Below are 24,172 nucleotides of genomic sequence, written 5' to 3' on the forward strand. Positions count from 1 at the left end.
GGCGCAACGGCCAGTTTTTGCGGCGTAGCCTGCGGCGTCAGTTGCGCGGTCAGGGTTGGTGCGACGGGCAGTTTTTGCGGCGTGGCCTGCGGCGTCAGCTGTGCGGTCAGGGTCGGCGTGACGGTCTGAGTGTGAGGCGTGGCCTGCGGTGGTGCTGGCTGAATGATTTCCGGCGCTGACTGGTTTAATTTATCCCCAAGATCTATTAAGAGATTTTCATGGCCTTCGCTACGAAGCGCTTCCCGCACAGTGGCCTGTTCACTGGCGGTCATGTTTACCCACTTCGCTGTGAAATTTGAAAACCCCATATCGGTGTAGTCTTTCAACAAATCAGCATGTGCTGCAGAGGTCGCCGTCATCGTCATCACAACACCTGCCAGCACACGCCGGACTGTTGTTGCGGATACACCAAAATAGCGTGCCAATTCTGATTTATTACGGTTCCCCGCTGTGTAGGCAGCGATGATTTGAGTGTTGCGCTCTGTAACATGGGAATTCATAAGTTTTTTCCGACATTGAAATAAGTATCTGATAGCGACAAATAAGAGGCATTATCAGAACGCTCTTCTTGTCTCCCTGTGAAAATCATACATGCCGTGAATGTGACTTTCTTCACACATTCACCATGCGTTTGACTTATGTCAAGAAACGTAAACTTATAGCGCTACATGAATATGTTTCATGTAGCGCGTGTATTTGTCGCTATTGGGCGATTTTTGTTGTGTCTGAGAGGGTAAAAACTAGGATTTTTCGTAGCGATTAGCGACGGCATGAAATCTCTACGAGATTCCTGTACAATGCGCAGGGTTATAAGAACTGGAGATAAGTGAATGGCAGATAACGCAAAAGAATTCCTGGACTATGTCCAGCGGCTCGGAATAGATCAGCCCGCGTTGTGTATTCTGCTTGGACTGCCTCGCAGCACCCTGAATAAGTGGATTAACGGAACTGTTACCCAAATCCCACAGGTGGCCGTGACGGCAGTGAGAATGCTTTGGTTTATGCGCGAGAGTGATGAAGTGCTGTTTGAGAAGTGGGCAATGGTGCAGGATTTTGGTGTGACAGCGGATTACGCGGCCAATGATAAAGCACAGATGTTTTTGCATACCATCAGGCGGGAACCAAGTGCGCCGATTAAAAAATTACTCACGAAATAGATGTTGAATCTGACTTCACGACGTTGTCAGAGACACCCTAAATCAGGCGATTAACCCGTTCAGGGCCACGGAGTAATCGCCTTTTTTATCGTCCGATGTGTTAAACCACCACGTCGAAGATCATCTTAACCGGTTCGATATTGGTGAAGTTGGCCACATCCGCCACAAACTCCTCAGCGTGATCCTTCATACCTTTCTCAAAATCTTCCATCGAGCGGCAGTAAATGTGGCAGGCCGCGATAAATGGCGTATCTGCCGGAGCGCCATCCTGGATCTTGTCGATGGCATAGGAGTGGCAATACGCGCCCATCTTTTCTTTAATCAGCGGTAAATGCACATTGCGGTAGTACTCATGATCAAAGGTTCCGTTTTTGACATTTGGGTATAGCACACTGTATTTAATCATTTTTTATGAACCTTTTTGCAGGAATGAAAAACATATTTTAGCGTACACCCGCCGATCCCGCCGCGCCTTTTGTGCCCGGCGTCACACCCCGGCTGACGATGTACTACGCTTAAAAGATCTTAATTTCAGGGAGCTTACATGGGTTTTTTAGAATGGACTGCGGCGGTCGGCGGACTGCTGCTGGTTATGTCACTGGCATCAGGCTGGATTTCGCGTGCGCCTGTGACCACCTTTGGGGTGTATCTGGCAGCGGGCATCATCTGCGGCCCCTGGGTATTGGACTTATTACACGTTGACCTGGTGGAATACTCGACGCTCACCGCACGCTTTACCGAAATCGCCATGGCGGCTTCGCTGTTTATCACCGGTCTGAAATTGCGTTTGCCGTTCCGCTCGCAGAGCTGGCGGGTCGGTGTGCTGCTGGCTTTTCCGGCGATGTTGTTGACGGTGCTGAGTGTTACCGCGCTGGCCCACTATCTGGCAGGGATTTCCTGGCCGCTGGCTCTGGCGCTGGGGGCGATCATTGCGCCGACCGATCCGGTGCTGGCGAGCATGATTGCGGTGAATGATGCCAATGACGACGACGGATTACGCGTGGCGTTGTCCAGCGAAGCGGGGATGAACGACGGTTCTGCGTTACCCATTCTGATGCTGGCACTGATGCTGTTTACCGCGCAAGACGGCCTGTCATCGGCGGCACTGTGGGACTGGGCCTGGCGGGATGTGGTCTGGGCATTGATGGGCGGGCTGGCGATTGGTTACGCGATGGGACGGCTGGTCGGGCTGAGTGCGACGCGTTTCCACAGCCGCCAGCGTTCGGTGGCGCCGAGTGATTTTCTGGCGCTCGCGTTGATCGCACTGAGTTATGCGGTCGCGCAAAGTGTCGATGCCTCTGGTTTTCTGGCGGCGTTTGCGGCAGGCGTCGGGTTACGCAGTGCGGAGTTACGTGTCTGGACGCTTAATCCGCCGGAAGATCTCACCGAAGGCACGCGCCCGCCGCCGGCAGAAGGGCTGGTCAATCCACATCAGCGGCATTCCATGTCGGCGGAACGGCCTGCCAATTCTATCGGTCTGATGGTCGGAGACGCGCTCTCGTTTGGTGACACCATTGAAAGATTGTTCGCAGCCGGGATTGTCACGGTGCTGGGCATCACGCTTGCTGAACATTGGGAACCGATGGGGCTTGTCTTCGCAGCACTGCTGTTTATCGTCATTCGTCCGCTGTCGGTGTACATCACGACTCTCGGCGTGCGCGTGCCGCGCGGGCGGCGGCTGATGATCGGCTGGTTTGGCATTCGCGGGATAGGCAGCATGAACTACATTGCTTACGCTTATACCCACGGACTGAAGGGCGCAGAAGCCAGTTACATGACCAATATCGCGTTCACGGTCATTGTCGCCAGCGTGGTGATCCACGGCTTAACGGTTTCGCCGGTGATGCACTGGCGGCAGGCGAGGCGGGAGGCCGCGCAGGAACAGGAGTGATCGCCGCAGAAATACTTGCGGGATAAATAAAAACGGACGCTCAGTGGCGTCCGTTTTTATTTTACCGGTCTGACTCAGGCCGCCTGCTTTTTGCCGAGACTGAACATGAACAGCACGGCTGCTGAAAGCACCACCGAAGGACCGGCCGGTGTATCGTAAAATGCCGAAAGTGCCAGACCGGCCGTTACCGCTACAATCCCGATAGCCACCGCCACGGACGCCATCTGTTCCGGCGTTTTGGCAAAGCGGCGGGCCGTGGCGGCAGGGATGATCAGCAGTGAGGTGATGATCAGCGCACCGACGAATTTCATCGCCAGGCCTATCGTCAGCGCCGTCACCAGCATCAGAATCACCCGCGAGCGTTGCAGATTGACGCCATCGACGTGCGCCAGTTCCGGGCTGATGGTCATCGACAGCAACGAGCGCCATTGCCAGCACAGCACGGCGATCACCACCGCCACACCACAGCCGATCATCCAGATATCGCTGTAAGTGACGGACAGCAAATCCCCGAAAAGATACGCCATCAGATCGACGCGAACGCCGGACATCAGGCTGACAACCACCAGGCCGAGTGACAACGCGCTGTGCGCCATAATGCCGAGCAGGGTATCCACCGCCAGATGCGGTTTACGTTCGAGCACAACCAGCACCAGCGCCAGCAGTAAGGTCACGGCAATCACGGTGTAAAACGGATTGATATTGAGCAGCAGGCCAAACGCCACGCCGAGTAAAGACGCATGCGCCAGCGTGTCGCCGAAATAGGACATCCTGCGCCAGACCACGAAAGAGCCCAGCGGACCGGCGGCAATCGCCAGCAACACACCCGCCAGCCAGCCGGGTAATAATAGAGCGATCATGCGTCACGACCTCCGCTGTTGCGTAAAATGACTTTTCCCTTCAAATCGTGACGATGGTTGTGGTTATGGCGGTAAATCGCCAGTTGTTCCGCACCGCGGTTACCGAACATGGCAATAAATTCAGGGTGTGTGGACACCACTTCCGGGGAACCGGAGCAGCAGATGTGCTGATTGAGGCACAGCACTTCGTCCGTTTTCGCCATCACCAGATGCAGATCATGCGACACCATCAGCACGGCGCAACCCAGCTCGCAGCGCAGGCTGTCGATCAGGTTATAAAGCGCCAGCTGACCGTTGACGTCAACGCCCTGAGTCGGTTCATCCAGCACCAGCAACTGCGGGCTGTTCATTAATGCCCGCGCCAGTAATACACGCTGATTCTCACCGCCGGACAGTTTTTGCATTGGCTGTTCCAGCAGGTGCGCTGCCTGAACGCGTTTCAGCGCAGGCAAAATGTCGGCTTTTTTAACGCCGGGCTTCAGACGCATAAAGCGGCTGACGGTCAGCGGCATGGTGGGATCAAGGTGAATTTTTTGCGGAACGTAACCGATGCGCAGGTTGGGTTCGCAGGTCATGGTGCCTTCGGTTGGCGCAATCAGGCCAAGCACGACGCGCACTAACGTCGATTTCCCTGCGCCGTTCGGGCCAAGGAGGGTGAGAATTTTTCCCGGTTGTAACGCCAGCGAGATGTTAGACAGCACGCGGCGGGAACCGAAAGTGACCGAAATATTTTTAAGCGTTGCTAATGTGGGCATGTCATTGGGTCTTGCAGAACAAATCGGATGTTATAATATTGCGTTTCGCGAAAAATAACCAGTTTTCCCCCAACATGAAGATGAGTTCACCCCGCATGATACAGAAAAAAAGCGTTAAACGGATGTTCCTGGCTGCCGCAATCCTCAGTTCCACCGCGGCTTTCAGCGCGCAGGCCGCCGTTCTGGCGTCTGTTCGTCCACTGGGTTTTATCGCTTCAGCCATTGCGGAAGGTGTGACGCCAACGGAAGTGCTGCTGCCGGATGGCGCATCGCCACACGATTTTGCGCTGCGTCCTTCTGACATTCAGCGCATTCGCAGTGCGGATCTGGTGGTGTGGGTCGGGCCGGAAATGGAAGCTTTTATGACCAAGCCTGCCGCGCAGTTATCGGCGAACCGTCAGGTCGAAATTGCCACGCTGGCGGCGGTAAAACCGTTGCTGATGAAAGGCACGGATGATGACGAACATGACCACGATCACGGCACCGGGCATGACGATGAAGAGCATCATCACGGTGAATACAACATGCACGTCTGGCTGTCTCCGGAGATAGCTCGCGAGACGGCGATTGTGATCCATAACAAACTTCTCGAACTCATGCCGCAGAAAAAGCAACAATTAGATGCAAACTTGTCACGTTTTGAGGAAAGCCTGACAAAAACTGACAAAAATATTGGTACTATGCTGCAGCCTGTGCAGGGTAAGGGATATTTTGTTTTTCACGATGCTTATGGCTACTTTGAAAAACACTTCGGCCTTTCGCCACTTGGTCACTTTACGATCAATCCCGAAATTCAACCCGGCGCACAGCGTTTACATCTCATTCGAACTCAGTTGGTTGAGCAAAAAGCGACATGCGTTTTTGCTGAGCCACAATTCAGGCCAGCCGTCATATCGGCTGTTGCCCAGGGGACAACAGTGCGTATGGGCACATTGGATCCGCTGGGGAGCGGCGTTGCATTGGGTGCGGACAGCTACGTGAACTTCCTGTCACAGCTGACGAACCAATACCTGAGCTGCCTGAAGTAAGCTAAAAGGACAGAATTAAGTGCAGCTGATCGCCCGATCTATCGCTATGGCGTATAGCAACCTTCCCCGGCCCCACCGCATCATGCTGGGGTCGCTTACCGTTGTCACACTGGCCGTTGCCGTCTGGAGGCCGTTAGCCTATCACCCGGATAACGACCTCTCAGATACCCGACCTATTGTTAAAAGTATCGCCCTCGACCACGAACAGTTGCGTTCGCTGCTTCCCGAAGCCAGTGAGCCTATCGATCAAACTTCACCCGCTGACGATGACATCCCGCAGGATGATCTCGACGATAAAATCGTCAACGAAGCGGGCGTGCATGAATATGTGGTGTCCACCGGTGATACCCTCAGCAGCATCCTGAATCAGTACGGCATTGATATGTCCGAGATCGCGGCATTATCCGACGCCAACCGGGATTTGCGTAACCTGAAAATTGGTCAGCAAATCTCCTGGACCCTCAATGACGCAGGCGACTTACAGCGCCTGACGTGGGAGAAATCCCGCCGCGAAACCTACACCTTTGACCGCACCGGTAACGGCTTTAAATCTTCCCTCGAAACCCTGCAGGGCGACTGGAAAGACAGCGTCATCAAGGGGCGGCTGAACGGCAGTTTTGTCACCAGCGCCAAAGCCGCAGGGCTGAGCAGTTCTGAAGTCAGCGCCGTCATTAAAGCGCTGCAATGGCAGCTCGATTTCCGTAAATTACAGAAAGGTGATGATTTCGCCGTTCTGATGTCTCATGAAGTGCTGAACGGTAAAAATGAACAGAGCCAGCTGCAGGCGGTTCATATGCGCACTGGCGGTAAAGATTATTACGCGGTGCGTGCGGAAGACGGTAAGTTTTACGATCGTACCGGCAGCGGCCTGGCAAAAGGCTTCCTGCGTTTCCCGACCGGTAAGCAATATCGTGTGTCATCTAACTTCAATCCGCGCCGTCTGAATCCTGTGACTGGCCGTGTGGCACCGCACCGTGGCGTCGATTTCGCTGTGCCGGTGGGAACGCCGGTGCTGGCCGTCGGTGATGGCGAAGTGGTTGTGGCCAAAAATGGCGGGGCGGCCGGTAACTATGTGGCGATCCGCCATGGCCGTCAGTACATGACCCGTTACATGCATCTGCGTAAGTTGCTGGTCAAACCGGGCCAGAAAGTGAAACGTGGCGATCGCATTGCGCTTTCAGGTAACACCGGACGCTCTACCGGTCCGCATTTGCATTTTGAAATGTGGATCAACCAGCTGGCGGTCAATCCCCTGACCGCCAAACTGCCTCGTACCGAAGGGCTGACCGGCAAAGATCGCAGTACCTATCTGGCCACCGTTCGCGAAGTCGTGCCGCAACTCAAGCTGGACTGATTATTCAGGATCCTGCCCCCGTGCTACATGCTGACGTGCAGTGATTTATTGCAAAATAAATCACTGCACTTATCATTAAGCCAGAATTTGTCATAAGAGCCTGAGTATGCAGCCAGAAAAAGAAAAACGAACGCCTGTTGAATTTATTCCGCAATTTCAGAAAGCCTTTTACCATCCGCGTTACTGGGGCGTCTGGCTGGGCGTCGGTGCGATGGCCGGTATGGCATACGTGCCAGCCAAAATACGTGATCCGATTTTAGGCAGTCTTGGCCGCCTGGCCGGGAAATTCGCCAAAGGTGCGCGCCGCCGTGCGCAAATCAACCTGTTGTATTGCCTGCCAGACACACCGGAAGCCGAGCGTGAACACATCATTGATGAAATGTTTGCCGCCGCGCCGCAGTCGATGGTGATGATGGCTGAGCTGGCGCTGCGTGACCCGAAAAAAATCATGGATCGCGTTCACTGGCACGGTAAAGAAATCATCGACCAGATGCAGGCCGCGGGCAAAAACGTGATTTTCCTGGTGCCCCATGGCTGGGCCGTGGATATCCCGGCGATGCTGATGGCGGCAAGTGGTCAGCCGATGGCGGCCATGTTCCACAATCAAAAAAATCCGCTGACCGACTATTTATGGAATACCGTGCGCCGTCGTTTTGGCGGCAGAATGCACGCCCGCAACGACGGTATCAAACCCTTCATCAGTTCAGTGCGACAGGGATACTGGGGCTACTATCTGCCCGATCAGGATCACGGTGCGGAGCACAGCGAGTTTGTCGATTTCTTTGCGACCTATAAAGCCACGCTGCCCGCCGTCGGCAGGCTGATGAAAGTGTGCCGCGCGGCTATCGTGCCGCTGTTCCCGGTGTATAACGGCCACGAGCAACGGCTCGATATCTTTGTGCGCCCGCCGATGGACGATCTGGCCACCGCCGATGACGTCACCATCGCGCGCCGGATGAATGAAGAAGTGGAATTGCTGGTGGGGCCGAATCCTGAGCAATACACCTGGATCCTTAAGCTGCTAAAAACCCGTAAACCGGGTGAGCCGGAACCTTATTCCCGCAAAGAGCTTTTCCCGAAAAAATAACGGTGAAAGAAAAATAAAAAGGCTGAGTGTCAAACCTCAGCCTTTTGCTTTTTAGGCAATCCTGGTGCGCGGGTCAGTTTTTTTGCGTTTTCGACAAAAACGCAGCAATCAGCACCGCTCCGGCCAGACCGGCTACCAAACCCGCCAGCATAAAGATGCCGCTACCCTGGGCGAAATAGAGTTTTTTCGCCACTTCGATACCCGCAGCAAACACCACAATGGTGATAAGCCCGAGTGCCGCCGCCACGGTGCCTTTTCCGGTCGGGCTGGAAAACAGTGTCAGCCGGTAAAGTCCGGCATTCACCAGCCCGGTACCCAGCGCATACAGGCCAAGCCCGGTGATAATCCATTGCCACGCGTGGGTCATGAACAGGGCTGCACCGGCGGCGATCGCCAGCCCCAGCGTTATCGGGATCAGGCCGAGCCAGATGGGGGTACGGATGTTAACGTTGCCGCTGAGTTTGCTCAGTGCAATGTTGCCAATGATGAGCCCGGTGAACACCGGCACCTGTAACCCGCCGTATTGCAGCGGCGTCATTCCGGCATCCTGAATCAACCACACCGGCGACTGCGCGACCCATGCAAGCAGCGGCAGGGTGATAAGCCCGATGGACAGCGACCCGAGGATCACGCCTTTATTACTCAGCACTTCGCGATAATCAGCCAGCAGGCGGCGCATTGAAAAGCGGCCATCACGGCCCGTCGCTGTTTCAGGCATGCTGCGCCACAACCCCCAGAATGAGAGTGCCGACACCAGCGAGAACAGGGCAAACATCATTTTCCAGGGCGCATAGTGGATGAACGCCGCACCGGCCAGCGGCCCGAGCAGCGGGGCGATAAGCGTGATGTTTGCCATCAGTGCCATCAGTTTTACGCTCAGCGTTTCATCAAACGCTTCCTGAATCGCGGCATACCCGACGGCGCCGATAAAGCACAGACTCATCCCCTGCAAAAATCGCATCAGAATGAACTGTTCGATACTTTGCGCGAAGACAGTCAGAAAACAGGTCAGGGTGAAAAAGGCCACGCCGGTGAGCAATACCGGCCTGCGGCCAAGCCGGTCTGAAAGCGGGCCGAGCAGCCATTGCAGTAAAATACCGCCGCACAGGTAGGCGGTCAGTGACGTGGACACCCAGTCAGCGCTGGCGCTGAAATCGCTGATCACCTGCAACATGCCCGGCTGGATCATATCGTGGGCGATGTAGGTGGCAAATTCGAACAGCACCAGTGACAGCGGGAAGAGCCACCGGCGAACATTCAGCCCTGAGGCAGGGTCGGAAACGGACGACATAACAATCATTCTCCACGACGTAAAATCAGAAAAGCGCGGCCCTCTCAGGCCGCGCTAAAAACGCACCAAATAAATCTGTGTTTAGTATTTGTTGGCGTAGGCTGCGATCGGGTTCTCCAGCGTACCGGCGAATTTCAGGTTTTGTGCCGGATCGGACAGGTTGATCATCTGCTGATTGTTCGCCAGTTGCAGACGATTCAGGCAGGAGTGGGTGAACTCCGGACCGAACATGTCATAGCGGGCAAATTTTTCGGCCAGTTCGGGATACTGAATCTGATAATCGCGCACCACTTCCGCCACCACCTGCCAGAATTGTCCGGCAGGATAGTCACCGTGCTCTTCCAGAATACGGGCGATAAAGCGGAATACCCCGGCGAAAACGTCGGTGAAAATTGACAGGATTTTCAGCTCTTCCGGGACATCCACCGCCAGACGTTTGGCTTTTTCCGGCAGACTGGCATGCGGGTTCATCACAGCGATTTCTTCGGCAATATCCTTCATGAACGCATTCACCGGGATGTTGTTTTCAAAGCGCAGGATCAGGTTTTCGCCGTGCGGCATAAACACCAAATCATACTGGTAGAAGCAGTGCAGCAGCGGGCTGAGATACGCATGCATGTAGCGCTTGAGCCAGTCGCTGGTGCCCAGACCGGAGGATTTAATCATCTCAACAATCAGCGCATCGCCATGTTTATCGGTATGCAGCAACGCGGCCATGGTCATCAGCCGCTGATTAGGTTGCAACTGCGCCACCGGGTTTTCACGCCACAAGGCCGCAAACATTTTCTTGTAGGCGCTGTCGCCTTTGATGGCCTCTTCGAAGTAATGGTTGTGATAACCGAGGGAAGCCACTTCCTGTAAAATTTTGAAGCCGGTGGACTGCAGATACGTATCGTTTTCCACCAGCTCCGCCAGCCATTCATTAATGCCCGGTGTGGTTGCCATGTAATAAGGCGAAAGCCCGCGCATAAAGCCCATGTTCAGAATGGAGAGCGCCGTTTTCACATAACGGTGACGCGGCTGGCTGGCGTTGAAGAAAGTGCGGATCGACTGCTGTGCCAGATACTGATCTTCACCTTCGCCGAGGAAAATCAGGAACTGACGGGCGATGTCCGGGGCGAAAACGGTGAGTAATTTATTCTGCCACTGCCACGGATGCACCGGCATGAAGTAGTAGTTTTTCGGATCGACGCCGATATCCACCAGCTTTTGCGTGAACGCACAAATTTGCGCGTCGCCCAGCTCTTCGGCGATCAGTTTTTCATACGGCAAATTCTCCGTACTGGCGAAATGCGCTTTGTCGTGATGTACCGCCACCCACACTAATTTCAGCGGATTCGCGGCCTCCGGGGCATAACGCACATAATCACCGGCATCAAAACCGATGCGGCCATTGTTGGCAATAAAGCTCGGATGACCTTCCGTCATACTGGTTTCCACGGTCTGGAAATCAGCTTCTGTCAGTTCTCTGGCGGTGGTGTGATTGTTCGCCAGTTTGTAGGCGCTGCTGTAAAGCGTGCTGCTGATTTCTTCCATATAGGTCGGCAGCATGGCCTGCGAAATGCCAATCTGTTCGGCAAATTCAATGATGAATTTCAGGGCATCAAGCGGCTGCGCGGTGAAGTTGTCCAGACGCTGAATGCTGTCGAGATCGATCATCCAGTCGTTGAGAGGCAACTGGCGTGCGCGGAATCGGTATTCCACCTCAGACGCCGGAACCGCCAGCCGGTAAGCGGTCCAGACGCCGTCGGACTGCAATGCTTCAGGGGCGAGCAGGCGTTCGTGGGTCAGCTCGGACAGGCATTTACGCAACAGCAGGGCGTTAGCCCTGGACCAGATCTCAGGTTGCAGGTGCAGGCCGGATTGCAAGTGATCAGATGTCATGTGGGTGTTTTCCTTCTGGCTGGCCTGCAAAAAATCTTCACGCTGGCAAAATGCCAGCCAGGCCGTTTTGTGTGTCAGTTGAACCTGTTTCTGATAACGGAAACCGGCACGTTTATTCAGGGTGTGGATCTTCTCGTTGCGCACGTCTGGCTCGACCACCACGCGTCTGACGTCGGGCAGGCTGAACAGGTATTCCATTACCGCGGAAAACACCTGCCAGCTGAAACCGGGCAGCGGTTTGTCAGCCGGTGAAAGCAAAATGTGCATGCCGATGTCGCCCGGCTGGACGTCATAATGTTCACGCAGCGGATCATCCTGCACCGGATAGCATTCGATTAAAAAGCGCGGCTGGCCGTCGATGTCGCCCATCAGCGCCGCATGAGGTTTTCCTGCGGTCAGATCACGGTAAAACGCCTCAACCTCCGCGACGCTGCTGTTCTGCATTCCCCAGAAATGGGCGTAGGGACGGGTCATCCATCCGTGCAACAACGGGGCGTCCTGCGCCAGATTCAGCGGGCGCAGGGTCAGCAACCCGGCGTCACGCGGGCAGGAAAATAGGCTGGCTGGGGTAGTATCAAACATGTCCTGATCTCCTTATTTGTCTGCCAGACTGCGGGCGCAGAAAGTCTGGAAGGCGATGGATTTTTCCACTGTGTAGACTTCTTTGCCGAGCATTTCGCGGATGATGGTGCTGTTGCGGTAGCACGCCATACCCAGATCCGGCGTGACGAAACCGTGGGTATGCAGCTCGGCGTTTTGCACGAAAATCTGGTTGTGCGCATCAATGCTGTAGTTACGGTTGACGGCGTAGCGTCCGGCTTCATCCCAGCGGATGCGGTTGTGGATCCCTTCGATAAACTGCGGCGGCTGATAGCTGTAGCCGGTGGCGAGGATCACTGATTCGGTTTTGTGGCGATATACCTGCTGCTGTTCATGGTGCAACAGGTGCATTTCAAGGGTGCCGTTGCGGTTGCGGGTGAGATCCGTCAGCTCGGAGTGTGTGTACATATCGACCTTCAGCGGTCCGTCGAGGCGCTTGGTGTACATCAGATCGTAGATATCGTTGATCAGGCTGGCGTTGATGCCTTTGTACAACCCTTTTTGTTCGCGGTTGAGCTGGTCACGTTTGCTCATCGGCAGGTCATGGAAATAATCGATGTACTCCGGCGAGGTCATTTCCAGCGTCAGTTTGCTGTATTCCAGCGGGTAGAAACGGGGGGCGCGGGTCACCCAAGTCAGATGGTAATCGTACTTTTCGATATCTGAGAGCAGGTCGTAATAAATCTCCGCCGCGCTCTGGCCGCTGCCGACCACGGTGATGGATTTGGCGTTTTGCACCTGCTCTTTATTTGGCAGGTAAGCCGAGGAATGATGCACGTTGCCACCGGCCTGACGGGCGCAGGCGGGCATCCACGGCGATGGGCCGGTACCGAGCACCAGACGTCTGGCGCGGTAAACCTGCTGATCACCGCTTTTGGTGGAACGCGCGTGAACCAGATAGCACTCCAGCGCGGCATCCCAGGTCACCAGTTCCACACGGGTGGAAAATTGCAGGCTGGTAAGCTGTTCGCATGCCCACTGGCAGTATTGATTGAACTCTTTGCGCATCATGAAGAAGTTTTCACGGATGTAAAAAGAGTACAACTTGCCTTGCTGCTTCAGGTAGTTCAGGAAGCTGTAACGGCTGGTCGGATCGGCCAGGGTCACTAAATCCGCCATAAACGGGGTCTGCAAATGGGCACTTTCCAGCATCATGCCGGTGTGCCAGTCAAAGCCGTCGTTCTGGTCTAAGAACAGGCCGTTCAGCGCGTCCACCGGCTCGGTCAGACAGGCCAGCCCGAGGTTGAACGGGCCGATGCCGATGGCGATGAAATCATAAGTTTGTGTGGTCGGGTTGATGTTCATAGTGCAGCTCCTGTTACCGGTTTTTAGCGGCGCTCAGCGCGGCGGCAGTCAGTTCTTTGCCGTAATGCGTGATGAGGCCGAGCACATCGGCGATGTCTTCCGTGGTGGTCATCGGGTTGAGCAGGGTGAACTTCAGGTACTGGCGCTGATGGACTTTCGTGCCGGCAATCACCGCGCTGCCGTCGCGGAAAATCGCTTTGCGGATGTCGGCATTGATCGCATCAATCTGTTCATGGTTCATGGACAGGCGCGGAACAAAGCGGAACACCAGCGTGCTCAGTTCGGGCTTATGCAGCACCTCGATATTCGGGTTGTTTTCCATCATCTGATGGGTTTCGGTGGCACGTTGCAGCAGCACGTCGAAGGACTCACCCAGCGCCTGCTGGCCCATGACGCGCAGTGTCAGCCACATTTTCAGGGCATCAAAACGTTTGGTGGTCTGAATACTTTTGTTCACCAGATTTGGCGTTCCCTCCAGCTTGGCGCTCAACGGATTGAGGTATTCCGCATGGTGGGTCACGTGCTCCAGATGGCTGTGATCGCTGACCAGAAACGCGCTGCAACTGACCGGCTGGAAGAAGGATTTGTGATAATCCACGGTAACCGAATCGGCCAGATGAATGCCTTCGATGCGCTGACGATGCTGCGGCGACACCAGCAATCCGCAACCGTACGCGGCATCGGCGTGCATCCAGATTTTTTCTTTACGGCAGATCTCTGCAATCTCATTCAGCGGATCAATGCTGCCAAAGTCGGTGGTGCCAGCGGTGGCAACAATCGCAATCGGGATCAGGCCTTCAGCATGGCAGCGCTCAATTTCGGTTTTCAGCGCACCGATGTCCATGCGAAACGCACTGTCACAGGCCACCGGCACCACGGCGTCATAGCCCAGGCCGAGCAGGGCGGCGGATTTTTGAATGCTGAAGTGGCTGACCTGAGAGCTGAAGATGCGCCAGCGGTTCGCTTCCGGTGGCAGCCCCTGATGCTTGATGCTGTGCTGCGGGCGGGTGCGCTTGCAGTAGCTGTCGCGTGCCAGCAGCATCGCCATAAGGTTGGACTGGGTGCCGCCGCTGGTGAAAATGCCGTCCGACTGCGCGCCGAAACCGATGCGCGCCAGCGTCCAGTCGATCACCTTCTGCTCAATCAACGTCCCGCCTGCGCTCTGATCCCAGGTATCGACGGAGGAGTTGATCGCGCTGATAAATAACTCCGCCAGCTGAGAGGGAACCACCGTCGGGCAGTTGAGGTGAGCAAGGTATTTTGGGTGATGGAAATAGACGGCATGCTGGAGGTATAAATCATTCAGTTCTTCCAGCGCCAGCCGGGTTCCGGCTAAAGGTTTGGTTAAATCAATATGACGAAACTGCTCAGCTAATTCAGCGGGCGACACGCCGGAAAAAGGTTTTTCCGTATGGTTTATGTGAGATTTAATTAACGCAATGCCTTGCTCGATCTGCGCCTGCCATTCCGGCGTGCTATTTTGATTGAAAATATAGCCCTGATTTTTGCTTATTTGGGTCTGCATTTCGGCAGGTGTTTGCATTAATTCCCAATTATTCATCTGGCTCATTTTGGCACCTTGTTTGTGTGGCATTTATTCCGCTGCGGGCGTGGGGCGTTCGCCCGGAATTTACAGGGATCATGTTTTGAACGTGTGCGTCTGCGGGCAGGGCCGGTGGCCACGCCTGCAAAGAGTGTGTTTTTAAAGTCTGATTTAACAAAAATCTATAGTGTTTTCTCTTGTCTGATTTCCTTAGTGCGGATTTATACAAGGATTTAACGAATGCGAATCATTATAAATGCAAATCATTATCATTCAACGTTGGCATTGAACATTTATCACATACCGGCGTATTTCATGTTTTTATGTGATGGACATCACATAACTGGCCGGTTATGAATCAAATTACTGATAATCCCACCGGAGTAATCTGTATTTCTTATTCATTTTTAGACATTCAGACGGCAGCCTGAGAAGGCAAAAAGTTATATTTAGACGTAATAAGCGAAGGGGTAATAAAGCGGAGCGGATCCACGCAGAGATAAAAACCTCATCAATATGACACCGGAATGGCAAAATAATGATCAGTTCATCCCTTGAGATGGCCTTATTAAAAACAGGGGAACGGCTTGTTTTTGGCAGAAATAAAAAAAACCGGCTTTTCAGCCGGCTTAAATAATATTTTATTACAGTTTTATTTGCTCGCTTTGTGTTTATTCCACACGAAGTACGCGGCTGGTGTTAGTGGTGCCGATGGTGCTCATGACGTCGCCCTGAGTGATGATCACCAGATCACCGGAGAGCAGGTAGCCTTTATCACGCAGCAGATTCACGGCGTCCTGAGCGGCCGCCACGCCGTCGTTTTGGCTGTCGAAGAACACCGGTGTCACACCACGGTAAATCGCGGTCAGGTTCAGCGTATGCTCGTGACGGGACATGGCAAAGATCGGCAGGCCGGAACTGATACGCGACAGCATCAGCGCGGTGCGCCCCGATTCCGTCATCGAGATAATCGCCGTCACGCCTTTCAGGTGGTTGGCCGCATACATGGCGGACATGGCGATGGCTTCTTCGGTATTATCGAATTCCACGTCCAGACGGTGCTTGGAAACGTTGATGCTTGGGATTTTTTCTGCACCCAGACACACGCGCGCCATCGCCGCGACGGTTTCAGACGGGTACTGACCGGCGGCGGTTTCCGCTGACAGCATCACGGCGTCGGTGCCGTCGAGCACGGCGTTCGCCACGTCCATGACTTCCGCACGGGTTGGCATCGGGTTGGTAATCATCGATTCCATCATCTGCGTGGCGGTGATCACCGCACGGTTCAGCTGACGGGCGCGGCGGATCAGTTTCTTCTGAATACCGACCAGTTCCGGGTCACCGATTTCCACACCCAAATCACCACGCGCGACCATCACGACGTCAGACGCCAGAATGATGTCATCCATCGCCGCGTCGCTGGCAACGGCTTCGGCGCGTTCCACTTTCGAGACGATTTGGGCATTACAGCCTGCGGCGCGCGCCAGACGGCGGGCATAGTTGAGGTCTTCACCGGTACGCGGGAAGGAAACGGCCAGGAAATCGACGTCCATTTTCGCGGCAGTAATGATGTCTGCTTTATCTTTCTCGGTCAGGGCTTCTGCGGAAAGACCCCCGCCCAGTTTGTTGATGCCTTTGTTGTTGGACAGCGGGCCGCCAACGGTCACCTCGGTGAACACTTTCATGCCCTGAACTTCGAGCACTTTCAGCTGTACGCGGCCATCATCGAGCAGCAGGATATCGCCGGGCACGACGTCAGCAGGCAGACCTTTATAGTCGATGCCGACTTTCTCTTTGTCGCCTTCGCCTTTGCTCATGTTGGCATCAAGCAGGAATTTGTCACCGATGTTGAGGAAGACTTTGCCTTCCTTAAAGGTGGATACGCGGATTTTAGGGCCCTGCAGGTCACCGAGGATCGCCACGTGGCGGCCAAGGCGGGCGGCAATCTCACGCACTTTGTTGGCGCGCAGGATGTGATCTTCAGCCGTTCCATGCGAGAAGTTCATACGCACGACGTTTGCGCCGGCGGCAATGATTTTCTCAAGGTTGTTATCGCGGTCGGTAGCGGGACCGAGTGTGGTAACGATCTTCGTTCTTCTGAGCCTTCTGGACATACTTACTCCGTTCGTTAACTGATGCCTGATAATGTGTAAAAACAGCGAGTCCACATTGGATTAAGGTGTAATTGTCATACAAAAGAGTGTCACCTGTATGACTCGCTGACCTCCTGTCTGGCCGTCGCCAACGCACTTTGCGCGTAGATTTTCTGCCAGACTCCCTATTAAATCTGCAACTTGTTACTGATATGTTTATTTACTCAGGCTGCACCGGGATTAAGATCCCTTTATCAAAGCGCGATTCCTTCAATGCTTCTTTGACGCGCTTCAGGTTATCTCTGAATTTTGTGCCGCGGCGCAGTGTAAAACCGGTCGCCAGCACGTCAATCAGCGTGAGCTGGGCAATACGTGACACCATCGGCATGTAAACGTCGGTGTCTTCCGGGACGTCAAGCAGCAGGGCCAGCGTAGCCTCATGGGCCAGCGGGGTGTTAAAAGACGTAATGGCGATCACGGTGGCGTCATTTTCACGCGCCAGTTGTGCCAGCTCGACCAGATTTTTCGTGCGGCCGGTGTGCGAAATCAACACAACCACGTCGCCTTCGCTGGAGTTCATACAGCTCATGCGCTGCATGACGATATCGTCGAAGTAGACCACGGGAATGTTGAAGCGGAAGAATTTGTTCATGGCATCATGCGCCACGGCGGCGGATGCGCCCAGCCCAAAGAAGGAAATCTTTTTGGCCTGAGTCAGTAAATCAACGGCGCGGTTGATGGCGGCGATGTCGAGGGTGTTTTTCACCTGGTCGAGGCTGGCCATGGCGGATTCGAAAATTTTGCTGGTATAGGCGCTGACGCTGTCCCCTTCGTCAACGTTACGGTTAACGTAAGGTGTACCGTTCGCCAGACTTTGTGCCAGATGCAATTTAAAATCTGGAAACCCTTTTGTGTCGAGGCGACGGCAAAAACGGTTTACAGTAGGTTCACTGACATCGGCCATGCGGGCCAGAGTGGCGATACTTGAGTGGATAGCAATGTTCGGTGATGCCAGGATAACTTCGGCCACTTTACGTTCTGACTTGCTCAGAATGTCAAGATGAGTCTGGATTTTTTCCAACGTATTCATAAGCATGCCACTCATAGGTTTCGACGATTTCTTTGAAAAGAGGAAATCCTGTCTGTTTGATGAAAATATACTACGCGCATTAACGTGTTGGCAGCGTCAGTCAGGCGAAATAACGGCTTTTTTTGTCAGAGTTTGACCGAGATCTAACTTTCAGTATGGTAAATTCCGTCCGGTTTTGTCATAAAATTACAGGATACAGCCGGATTTCATGGCATCCCGAAGTGTGATGATAAAAATAGGGTTTTTACGCGGAGCCAGCGGGCAGTCAGATCAAGGTTTACGGCTTACGGGCAATCAGAGTACATTGTTGCTGAAATAAAATTACAATATGTACCCGGATATTCAGGTTGCAGCTTAAGCATTGGCAGCCCGATATATAAAAGGTATTCCTGCATTAAGGAGAAGAACATGGCGGTAACCCAGACAGCCCAGGCGTGTGACCTGGTTATTTTCGGTGCAAAAGGCGATCTTGCGCGCCGTAAACTGTTGCCTTCCCTGTATCAGTTAGAGAAAGCAGGTCACATTCACCCTGATACCCGCATCATCGGTGTCGGACGTGCGGAATGGGACAAAGCGGCCTATACCGAAGTGGTCAAAGAAGCGCTGACCACCTTCATGAAAGAAAAAATTGATCCGGAACTGTGGGAAAAACTCAGTGCCCGTCTTGATTTCTGTAACCTTGATGTCAACGATCTGAAGCATTTTAAAGTGCTGGGCAAAATGCTTGACCAGCAGAACCGCGCCACCATCAACTACTTCGCGATTGCGCCAAGTCACTTCGGCGCTATCTGCCGGGGTCTGGGTGAAGCCGGGCTGAACAAAGAGCCTGCGCGCGTCGTGATGGAAAAACCATTGGGTCACTCTCTGGAGTCTTCGCAGGTTATCAACGATCAGGTGGCGGAATATTTCGCTGAATCTCAGGTTTACCGTATCGACCATTATCTGGGCAAAGAAACGGTACTGAACCTGCTGGCGCTGCGTTTCGCCAACAACCTCTTCGCCAGCAACTGGGACAACCGCACCATCGATCACGTGCAGATTACCGTGGCTGAAGAAGTTGGTATCGAAGGCCGCTGGGGTTACTTCGATGACGCGGGTCAGATGCGAGACATGATCCAGAACCACTTGCTGCAAATTCTGACCATGATCGCCATGTCTCCACCGGCCGATCTGAGCACCGACCGCATCCGTGATGAAAAAGTGAAAGTGTTGCGTTCCCTGCGCCGCATCGATCAGTCCAACGTGCGTGAAAATACCGTGCGCGGGCAGTACACCGCCGGTTTTGTTCAGGGCAAAAAAGTCCCTGGCTATCTGGAAGAAGAAGGCGCGAAAAAAACCAGCAGCACCGAAACCTTCGTGTCTATCCGTGTGGATATCGATAACTGGCAGTGGGCGGGCGTTCCGTTCTATCTGCGTACCGGTAAACGTCTGCCGAGCAAATGTTCAGAAGTGGTGGTGTATTTCAAAAACCCTGCGCTGAACCTGTTCCGTGATTCTTACCAGCAGTTACCGCAGAACAAGCTGACCATTCGTCTGCAACCGGATGAAGGTATCGAGATCGAAGTCCTGAACAAAGTACCGGGTCTGGAGCACAAACACCGTCTGCAAACCACCAAGCTGGATCTGAGCTTCACCGAAACCTTCAACGAACAGCATATTGCTGATGCTTATGAGCGTCTGCTGCTGGAAACCATGCGCGGGATCCAGGCGTTGTTCGTGCGTCGTGATGAAGTGGAAGAAGCCTGGAAATGGGTCGACTCCATCATGAATGCCTGGGCTGCGGAAAGTGAAGCACCAAAACCGTACCAGTCAGGGACATGGGGTCCGGTGGCGTCCGTTGCGATGATCACCCGTGATGGCCGTTCCTGGAATGAGTTCGAGTAAACGCTCTTCACCAGAAAAACGCTGCTTATGCAGCGTTTTTTTATGACACATCAAGTCTTTTAGCAGTTAGGAATAGTAGTATTGTCCAATCGGGTGTGGTCGGTTTCCGCTGATTTTTTCATTCAGAAAAAGTTGCCGGACCCTGTGGCAGGGGCGCGCCATCAATCACAACGATGCCTGCGGGCATGAACGGAGAACAAGATGAAAAACTGGAAAACAAGCGCGGAACAGATTCTGACCTCAGGGCCGGTTGTTCCTGTGATTGTTATCAATAAGCTGGAACACGCGGTACCGCTGGCAAAAGCACTGGTTGCTGGCGGCGTGCGTGTGCTGGAAGTCACCTTGCGTACTGCCTGTGCGATGGATGCTATCCGTGCTATTGCGAAAGAAGTGCCGGAAGCGATCATTGGTGCGGGGACCGTGCTTAACCCTCAGCAACTGGCCGAAGTGACCGAAGCCGGTGCGCAGTTTGCCATCAGCCCTGGCCTGACCGATGCGCTGCTGAAAGCTGCCAACGCCGGGTCGATTCCGCTGATCCCAGGTATCTGCACCGTGTCTGAACTGATGATGGGTCTGGATGCTGGTCTGCGTGAGTTCAAATTCTTCCCTGCGGAAGCTAACGGCGGCGTGAAAGCGTTGCAGGCAATCGCCGGGCCGTTCCCGCAGGTACGTTTCTGCCCGACCGGTGGGATCACTCCGAAGAACTACCGCGACTATCTGGCGCTGAAAAGCGTGCTGTGCATTGGCGGTTCGTGGCTGGTGCCTGGTGACGCGCTGGAAAGCGGGGATTACGCGCGCATTACTGAATTAGCGAAAGAAGCCGTGTCGGGCGCTGCCAGCTGATTTACCGCTCAGAAATAAAAAAACCTCCAGTTCGGAGGTTTTTTTTCGTCTGACGATCGGCGCTTAGCGGGCGGCGATGATCTTGATTTCAATCTTGTATTTCGGGTTCATCAGGTTCGCCTGAACCGTGCAGCGTACCGGTGCATTGCCAGGCGATACCCACGCATCCCAGGCTTCGTTCATGGCCGGGAAATCTTCTTTGTGAACCAGAAACAGCGTGGCATCGAGGATTTTGCTTTTGTCTGAACCGGCTTCCGTCAGCACGGCGTCAATGATCGCCAGCGTTTCAGCGGTCTGATCTTTGGCATTCGCCTCCAGATTTTCCGGCACTGCGGTGTAATAAATCGTGTCATTGTGGATTACCACGTCGGACATGCGTGGCTCAGGCCGGATCCGTTCGATGGTCATACGTTGTGTGCTCCTGTTAGTCACTTTTCATTGATGGCGTTAAGGGTATCACAAAGGTTGAATGCGTTGGATTGGCAGATGGCGGTGGTAGTCAGGGCAAGGGATTGGCATAATCACTGCTGATCCGTACAGGTAGAGAGACAGCGTGACAGACGATTTTGCAACAGACGGCGCTTTGGCGCAGAAAATTGAAGGTTTTAAACCTCGTGAACCTCAGCGTCTGATGGCGCAGGCTGTCAGCAAAGCCATCAGCGAAAAGCAGGGGCTGGTGGTGGAAGCCGGAACCGGTACCGGCAAAACTTACGCCTATCTTGCTCCGGCGCTGCGCTCGGGCAAAAAAGTCATTATCTCCACCGGTTCCAAAAACTTGCAGGATCAGCTCTATTCCCGCGATCTGCCACGGGTCGCCAGCGCGCTGAAATTCAAAGGCCGTCTGGCACTGCTGAAAGGCCGCTCAAACTATCTGTGTCTGGAACGTCTCGAACAGCAATCACTGGCGGGTGGCGATCTTGCCAGCCAGGCACTCAGCGAACTGGCGCATCTGCGTCACTGGTCAAGCAGCACGGAGGAGGGCGATATCAGCACCTGTAACGTGGTGCCGGAAGACAGTTTTGTCTGGCCGCTGGTGACCAGCACCAACGACAATTGCCTCGGCAGCGACTGCCCGTTATACAAAGAGTGTTTCGTGGTTAAAGCCCGCCGTAAAGCGATGGATGCTGATGTGGTTGTGGTTAACCATCATCTGTTTATGGCGGATATGGTGGTGAAAGAGAGCGGATTTGGCGAGCTTATTCCGCAGGCCGAGGTGATGATTTTCGATGAAGCACATCAGATCCCTGATATCGCCAGTCAGTATTTCGGCCAGCAACTGACCAGCCGCCAGTTGCTGGATATGGCGAAAGACATCAACATCGCTTACCGCACCGAAGTCCGTGATTCCGTCCAGTTACAAAAAAGCGCCGACCGCCTCAGCCAGAGCACGATGGATTTCCGCCTGGCGCTCGGCGAGCCGGGTTTTCGCGGCAACCTGCGCGACGTGCTCAGCCAGACGGCGATCCAGCGCGCGCTGTTACTGCTCGATGACGCGCTTGAACTCTGTTACGACGTGGTCAAACTCTCCCTGGGGCGCTCTGCCTTGCTGGATGCCGCCTTCGAACGCGCCACGCTGTACCGCAATCGCCTCAAACGTCTGAAAGACGTCTCCATTCCCGGCTACAGCTACTGGTACGAATGCAATTCACGTAACTTCGTGCTGGCGCTTACGCCGCTGTCGGTGACTGACAAATTCAGCGACATGATGAAAGAAAAACCGGGGGCGTGGATTTTCACCTCGGCGACGCTGTCGGTGAACGATCAGCTGCATCACTTTACTGACCGCCTGGGGCTGGATGACGCCGAAACCTTGCTGCTGCCAAGCCCCTTTGATTACGCCACACAGGCCATGCTGTGCGTTCCGCGTTTTCTGCCGGAAACCAATGTGCGCGGCATTTCAAAACAGCTGGCGCGTATGTTGCGCCCGCTGATTGAAGCCAACAAAGGCCGCTGTTTCTTTTTGTGTACTTCTAACCAGATGATGCGCGAACTGGCGGAAGAGTTCCGTGCAACGCTGACGCTGCCGGTTTTATTACAGGGCGAAACCAGCAAAGGCCAGCTGCTGGCGCAGTTTGTGGAAGCGGGCAATGCATTGCTGGTTGCCACCAGCAGTTTCTGGGAAGGCGTGGATGTGCGCGGCGATGCGCTGTCATGCGTGATCATCGACAAATTACCCTTCACCTCGCCGGACGATCCCTTGCTCAAAGCACGAATTGAGGATTGCCGGCTGCGCGGCGGCGATCCGTTCAATGAAGTACAATTACCGGATGCGGTGATCACCCTTAAGCAGGGCGTAGGGCGTTTAATCCGTGATACCGACGATCGCGGCGTGATGGTGATTTGCGATAACCGGCTGGTGATGCGGCCCTATGGCGAAGTTTTCCTCAACAGTCTTCCCCCGGCACCGCGTACCCGTGATCTGGCGCAAGCGATCCGCTTTCTGCAAAACGCTGAAGAGCAGAAATAGCCCGCTGTTTATGCTAGGATCCTGCCCGCAAAAAAGGGTTTAACTCATTCAATTCCCCGCCTGAGGTTTGGCATGTCCACACGAATTTTAGCAATTGATACGGCGACTGAAGCCTGTTCGGTTGCGCTATACAATCAGGGCGAAACGCTCGCCCATTTTGAACTTTGCGCCCGTGAACATACGCAGCGCATTCTGCCGATGGTGCAGCAGATCCTCGCCGAAGCAGGGCTGACCCTCAATCAGCTGGACGCGCTGGCCTTTGGCCGCGGGCCGGGCAGTTTTACCGGCGTGCGTATCGGCATTGGCGTCGCGCAGGGGTTGTCCTTTGGCGCAGAACTGCCGTTACTGCCGGTATCGACTTTACAAACCATGGCGCAGGGTGCCTGCCGCCAGACCGGTGCGCAACGGGTGCTGGCCGCCATTGATGCCCGCATGGGCGAAGTGTACTGGGGGGAGTTTACCCGCAATGCTCAGGGTATCTGGGAAGGCGAAAGCAGCGAAAAAGTGATCAAGCCGGAACAACTTCTGGCCCGCGCCGGAGAACTCTCCGGGCGTTTTGCTACCGTCGGTACCGGCTGGGAAACCTATCCGCATTTGCTTGGTGAATCTCCAGCTACAGAATTATTTGATGGCAAAATGTTACTGCCGCAGGCGGAAGATATGTTGCCGCTGGCGCTCCAGCTCTGGGAAAAAGGCGTTCGCGTCAAACCGGAAGACGCTGAACCGACTTATCTGCGTAATGAAGTGACGTGGAAAAAGCTGCCGGGCCGGTAAGTACAGGCAACTTGCATCTGAAAGAGTGGTCATAGTTGAGAGTATGCACAGGAGTCATCGCAATGCGTAAGTGGTCCAAAGTTCAGCAGTTCTCAGCGGGAAAAAGTAAAAAATGGGCGTTGAGTGCCGTCGCACTGAGCGTTCTGGTGTTGTCAGGATGTGTCACGGTGCCGGACGATATTCGCGGCACCACCGCAACGCCGCAGATGAATTTACAGGCGGTGCAGGGCGCACCGAGCCTGTACGTCGGTCAGGAGTCGCGTTTT

The 24,172-nt window shown here is 54.3% G+C and carries 20 protein-coding genes and 1 pseudogene; 10 read left to right on the top strand and 11 right to left on the bottom strand.

The features are described from left to right. Positions 1–368: hypothetical protein (locus ED901_RS04845; RefSeq protein WP_205965073.1), on the bottom strand; the 368-nt coding region annotated here is incomplete at its 3' end. Positions 369–830: 462 nt separating this feature from the next. Here ED901_RS04845 and ED901_RS04850 point away from each other — a divergent pair. After that, positions 831–1,157: a hypothetical protein gene (locus ED901_RS04850; RefSeq protein WP_056769987.1), complete on the top strand. Its 327-nt coding sequence runs from the start codon at positions 831–833 to the stop codon at positions 1,155–1,157. A 100-nt stretch (positions 1,158–1,257) separates the two neighbouring features. Here the strand turns inward: ED901_RS04850 and ED901_RS04855 are convergent, their stop codons facing one another. Continuing rightward, positions 1,258–1,563 (bottom strand): EthD family reductase, encoded by a 306-nt coding sequence (locus ED901_RS04855; protein WP_056769988.1) that lies wholly within the window; start codon positions 1,561–1,563, stop codon positions 1,258–1,260. 138 nt (positions 1,564–1,701) lie between these two features. Here ED901_RS04855 and ED901_RS04860 point away from each other — a divergent pair, with 138 nt between their 5' ends. After that, on the top strand, positions 1,702–3,048 hold the full coding sequence (locus ED901_RS04860) for a sodium:proton antiporter (RefSeq protein ID WP_122095100.1): 1,347 nt from the start codon (positions 1,702–1,704) through the stop codon (positions 3,046–3,048). A 74-nt stretch (positions 3,049–3,122) separates the two neighbouring features. Here ED901_RS04860 and znuB read toward each other — a convergent pair whose 3' ends face one another. Continuing rightward, on the bottom strand, positions 3,123–3,908 hold the full coding sequence (gene znuB / locus ED901_RS04865) for a zinc ABC transporter permease subunit ZnuB (RefSeq protein WP_122095102.1): 786 nt from the start codon (positions 3,906–3,908) through the stop codon (positions 3,123–3,125). After that, positions 3,905–4,663, bottom strand: a complete 759-nt coding sequence (gene znuC / locus ED901_RS04870) for a zinc ABC transporter ATP-binding protein ZnuC (protein ID WP_056769997.1) — start codon at positions 4,661–4,663, stop codon at positions 3,905–3,907. Before znuC ends, znuB begins: the two co-directional genes overlap by 4 nt. A gap of 95 nt (positions 4,664–4,758) precedes the next feature. Between znuC and znuA the strand changes: the two genes are divergently transcribed. The 3 genes from znuA (at position 4,759) to lpxM (ending at position 8,132) form a co-directional block, all read left to right on the top strand. Beyond that, positions 4,759–5,691, top strand: a complete 933-nt coding sequence (gene znuA / locus ED901_RS04875) for a zinc ABC transporter substrate-binding protein ZnuA (protein WP_056770000.1) — start codon at positions 4,759–4,761, stop codon at positions 5,689–5,691. A 19-nt stretch (positions 5,692–5,710) separates the two neighbouring features. Next, positions 5,711–7,045 carry a murein DD-endopeptidase MepM gene (gene mepM / locus ED901_RS04880; protein ID WP_122095104.1) on the top strand — a complete coding sequence of 445 codons (1,335 nt, stop codon included), beginning with the start codon at positions 5,711–5,713 and terminating at the stop codon, positions 7,043–7,045. 106 nt (positions 7,046–7,151) lie between these two features. Continuing rightward, positions 7,152–8,132 (top strand): lauroyl-Kdo(2)-lipid IV(A) myristoyltransferase, encoded by a 981-nt coding sequence (lpxM, locus tag ED901_RS04885; protein ID WP_122095105.1) that lies wholly within the window; start codon positions 7,152–7,154, stop codon positions 8,130–8,132. A gap of 73 nt (positions 8,133–8,205) precedes the next feature. Here the strand turns inward: lpxM and ED901_RS04890 are convergent, their stop codons facing one another. The 6 genes from ED901_RS04890 to ED901_RS04915 all read right to left on the bottom strand — a co-directional run bounded on the left by ED901_RS04890 (position 8,206) and on the right by ED901_RS04915 (position 17,938). Further along, a complete protein-coding gene (locus ED901_RS04890; RefSeq protein ID WP_122095107.1) occupies positions 8,206–9,423 on the bottom strand; it encodes an MFS transporter in 1,218 nt (405 codons plus the stop codon). Between the two features lie 81 nt (positions 9,424–9,504). Then, positions 9,505–11,889 carry a GNAT family N-acetyltransferase gene (locus ED901_RS04895; RefSeq protein ID WP_122095109.1) on the bottom strand — a complete coding sequence of 795 codons (2,385 nt, stop codon included), beginning with the start codon at positions 11,887–11,889 and terminating at the stop codon, positions 9,505–9,507. A 12-nt stretch (positions 11,890–11,901) separates the two neighbouring features. Continuing rightward, positions 11,902–13,212, bottom strand: a complete 1,311-nt coding sequence (locus tag ED901_RS04900; RefSeq protein WP_122095111.1) for a lysine N(6)-hydroxylase/L-ornithine N(5)-oxygenase family protein — start codon at positions 13,210–13,212, stop codon at positions 11,902–11,904. 13 nt (positions 13,213–13,225) lie between these two features. After that, on the bottom strand, positions 13,226–14,755 hold the full coding sequence (locus tag ED901_RS04905) for an aspartate aminotransferase family protein (RefSeq protein ID WP_371414296.1): 1,530 nt from the start codon (positions 14,753–14,755) through the stop codon (positions 13,226–13,228). A gap of 671 nt (positions 14,756–15,426) precedes the next feature. Further along, on the bottom strand, positions 15,427–16,869 hold the full coding sequence (gene pyk, locus ED901_RS04910) for a pyruvate kinase (RefSeq protein WP_056770023.1): 1,443 nt from the start codon (positions 16,867–16,869) through the stop codon (positions 15,427–15,429). A gap of 199 nt (positions 16,870–17,068) precedes the next feature. Continuing rightward, on the bottom strand, positions 17,069–17,938 hold the full coding sequence (locus ED901_RS04915) for a MurR/RpiR family transcriptional regulator (RefSeq protein WP_056771891.1): 870 nt from the start codon (positions 17,936–17,938) through the stop codon (positions 17,069–17,071). A 408-nt stretch (positions 17,939–18,346) separates the two neighbouring features. Between ED901_RS04915 and zwf the strand changes: the two genes are divergently transcribed. Then, complete coding sequence (zwf, locus tag ED901_RS04920) at positions 18,347–19,822, top strand: glucose-6-phosphate dehydrogenase (protein WP_056770028.1); 1,476 nt, start codon at positions 18,347–18,349, stop codon at positions 19,820–19,822. 201 nt (positions 19,823–20,023) lie between these two features. Next, on the top strand, positions 20,024–20,665 hold the full coding sequence (locus ED901_RS04925; RefSeq protein ID WP_122095113.1) for a bifunctional 4-hydroxy-2-oxoglutarate aldolase/2-dehydro-3-deoxy-phosphogluconate aldolase: 642 nt from the start codon (positions 20,024–20,026) through the stop codon (positions 20,663–20,665). Between the two features lie 63 nt (positions 20,666–20,728). On the opposite strand, the gene ED901_RS04930 is transcribed toward ED901_RS04925, so the two are convergent. Then, a complete protein-coding gene (locus ED901_RS04930) occupies positions 20,729–21,073 on the bottom strand; it encodes a RidA family protein (RefSeq protein WP_122095115.1) in 345 nt (114 codons plus the stop codon). Between the two features lie 145 nt (positions 21,074–21,218). On the opposite strand from ED901_RS04930, the gene ED901_RS04935 reads away from it, so the two are divergent. From ED901_RS04935 to ED901_RS04945, 3 genes and pseudogenes are all read left to right on the top strand, one after another. After that, the gene (locus ED901_RS04935; protein ID WP_122095117.1) at positions 21,219–23,132 is read left to right on the top strand and encodes an ATP-dependent DNA helicase; all 1,914 of its coding nucleotides are present in this window, start codon (positions 21,219–21,221) and stop codon (positions 23,130–23,132) included. A 72-nt stretch (positions 23,133–23,204) separates the two neighbouring features. Further along, the gene (gene tsaB / locus ED901_RS04940) at positions 23,205–23,906 is read left to right on the top strand and encodes a tRNA (adenosine(37)-N6)-threonylcarbamoyltransferase complex dimerization subunit type 1 TsaB (RefSeq protein ID WP_122095119.1); all 702 of its coding nucleotides are present in this window, start codon (positions 23,205–23,207) and stop codon (positions 23,904–23,906) included. Positions 23,907–23,968: 62 nt separating this feature from the next. Further along, a pseudogene (locus tag ED901_RS04945) lies at positions 23,969–24,172 on the top strand (Slp family lipoprotein); the annotation flags it as partial.

It is taken from the genome of Rahnella sp. Larv3_ips, assembly GCF_003697865.1.
GTDB lineage: Bacteria > Pseudomonadota > Gammaproteobacteria > Enterobacterales > Enterobacteriaceae > Rahnella > Rahnella rivi.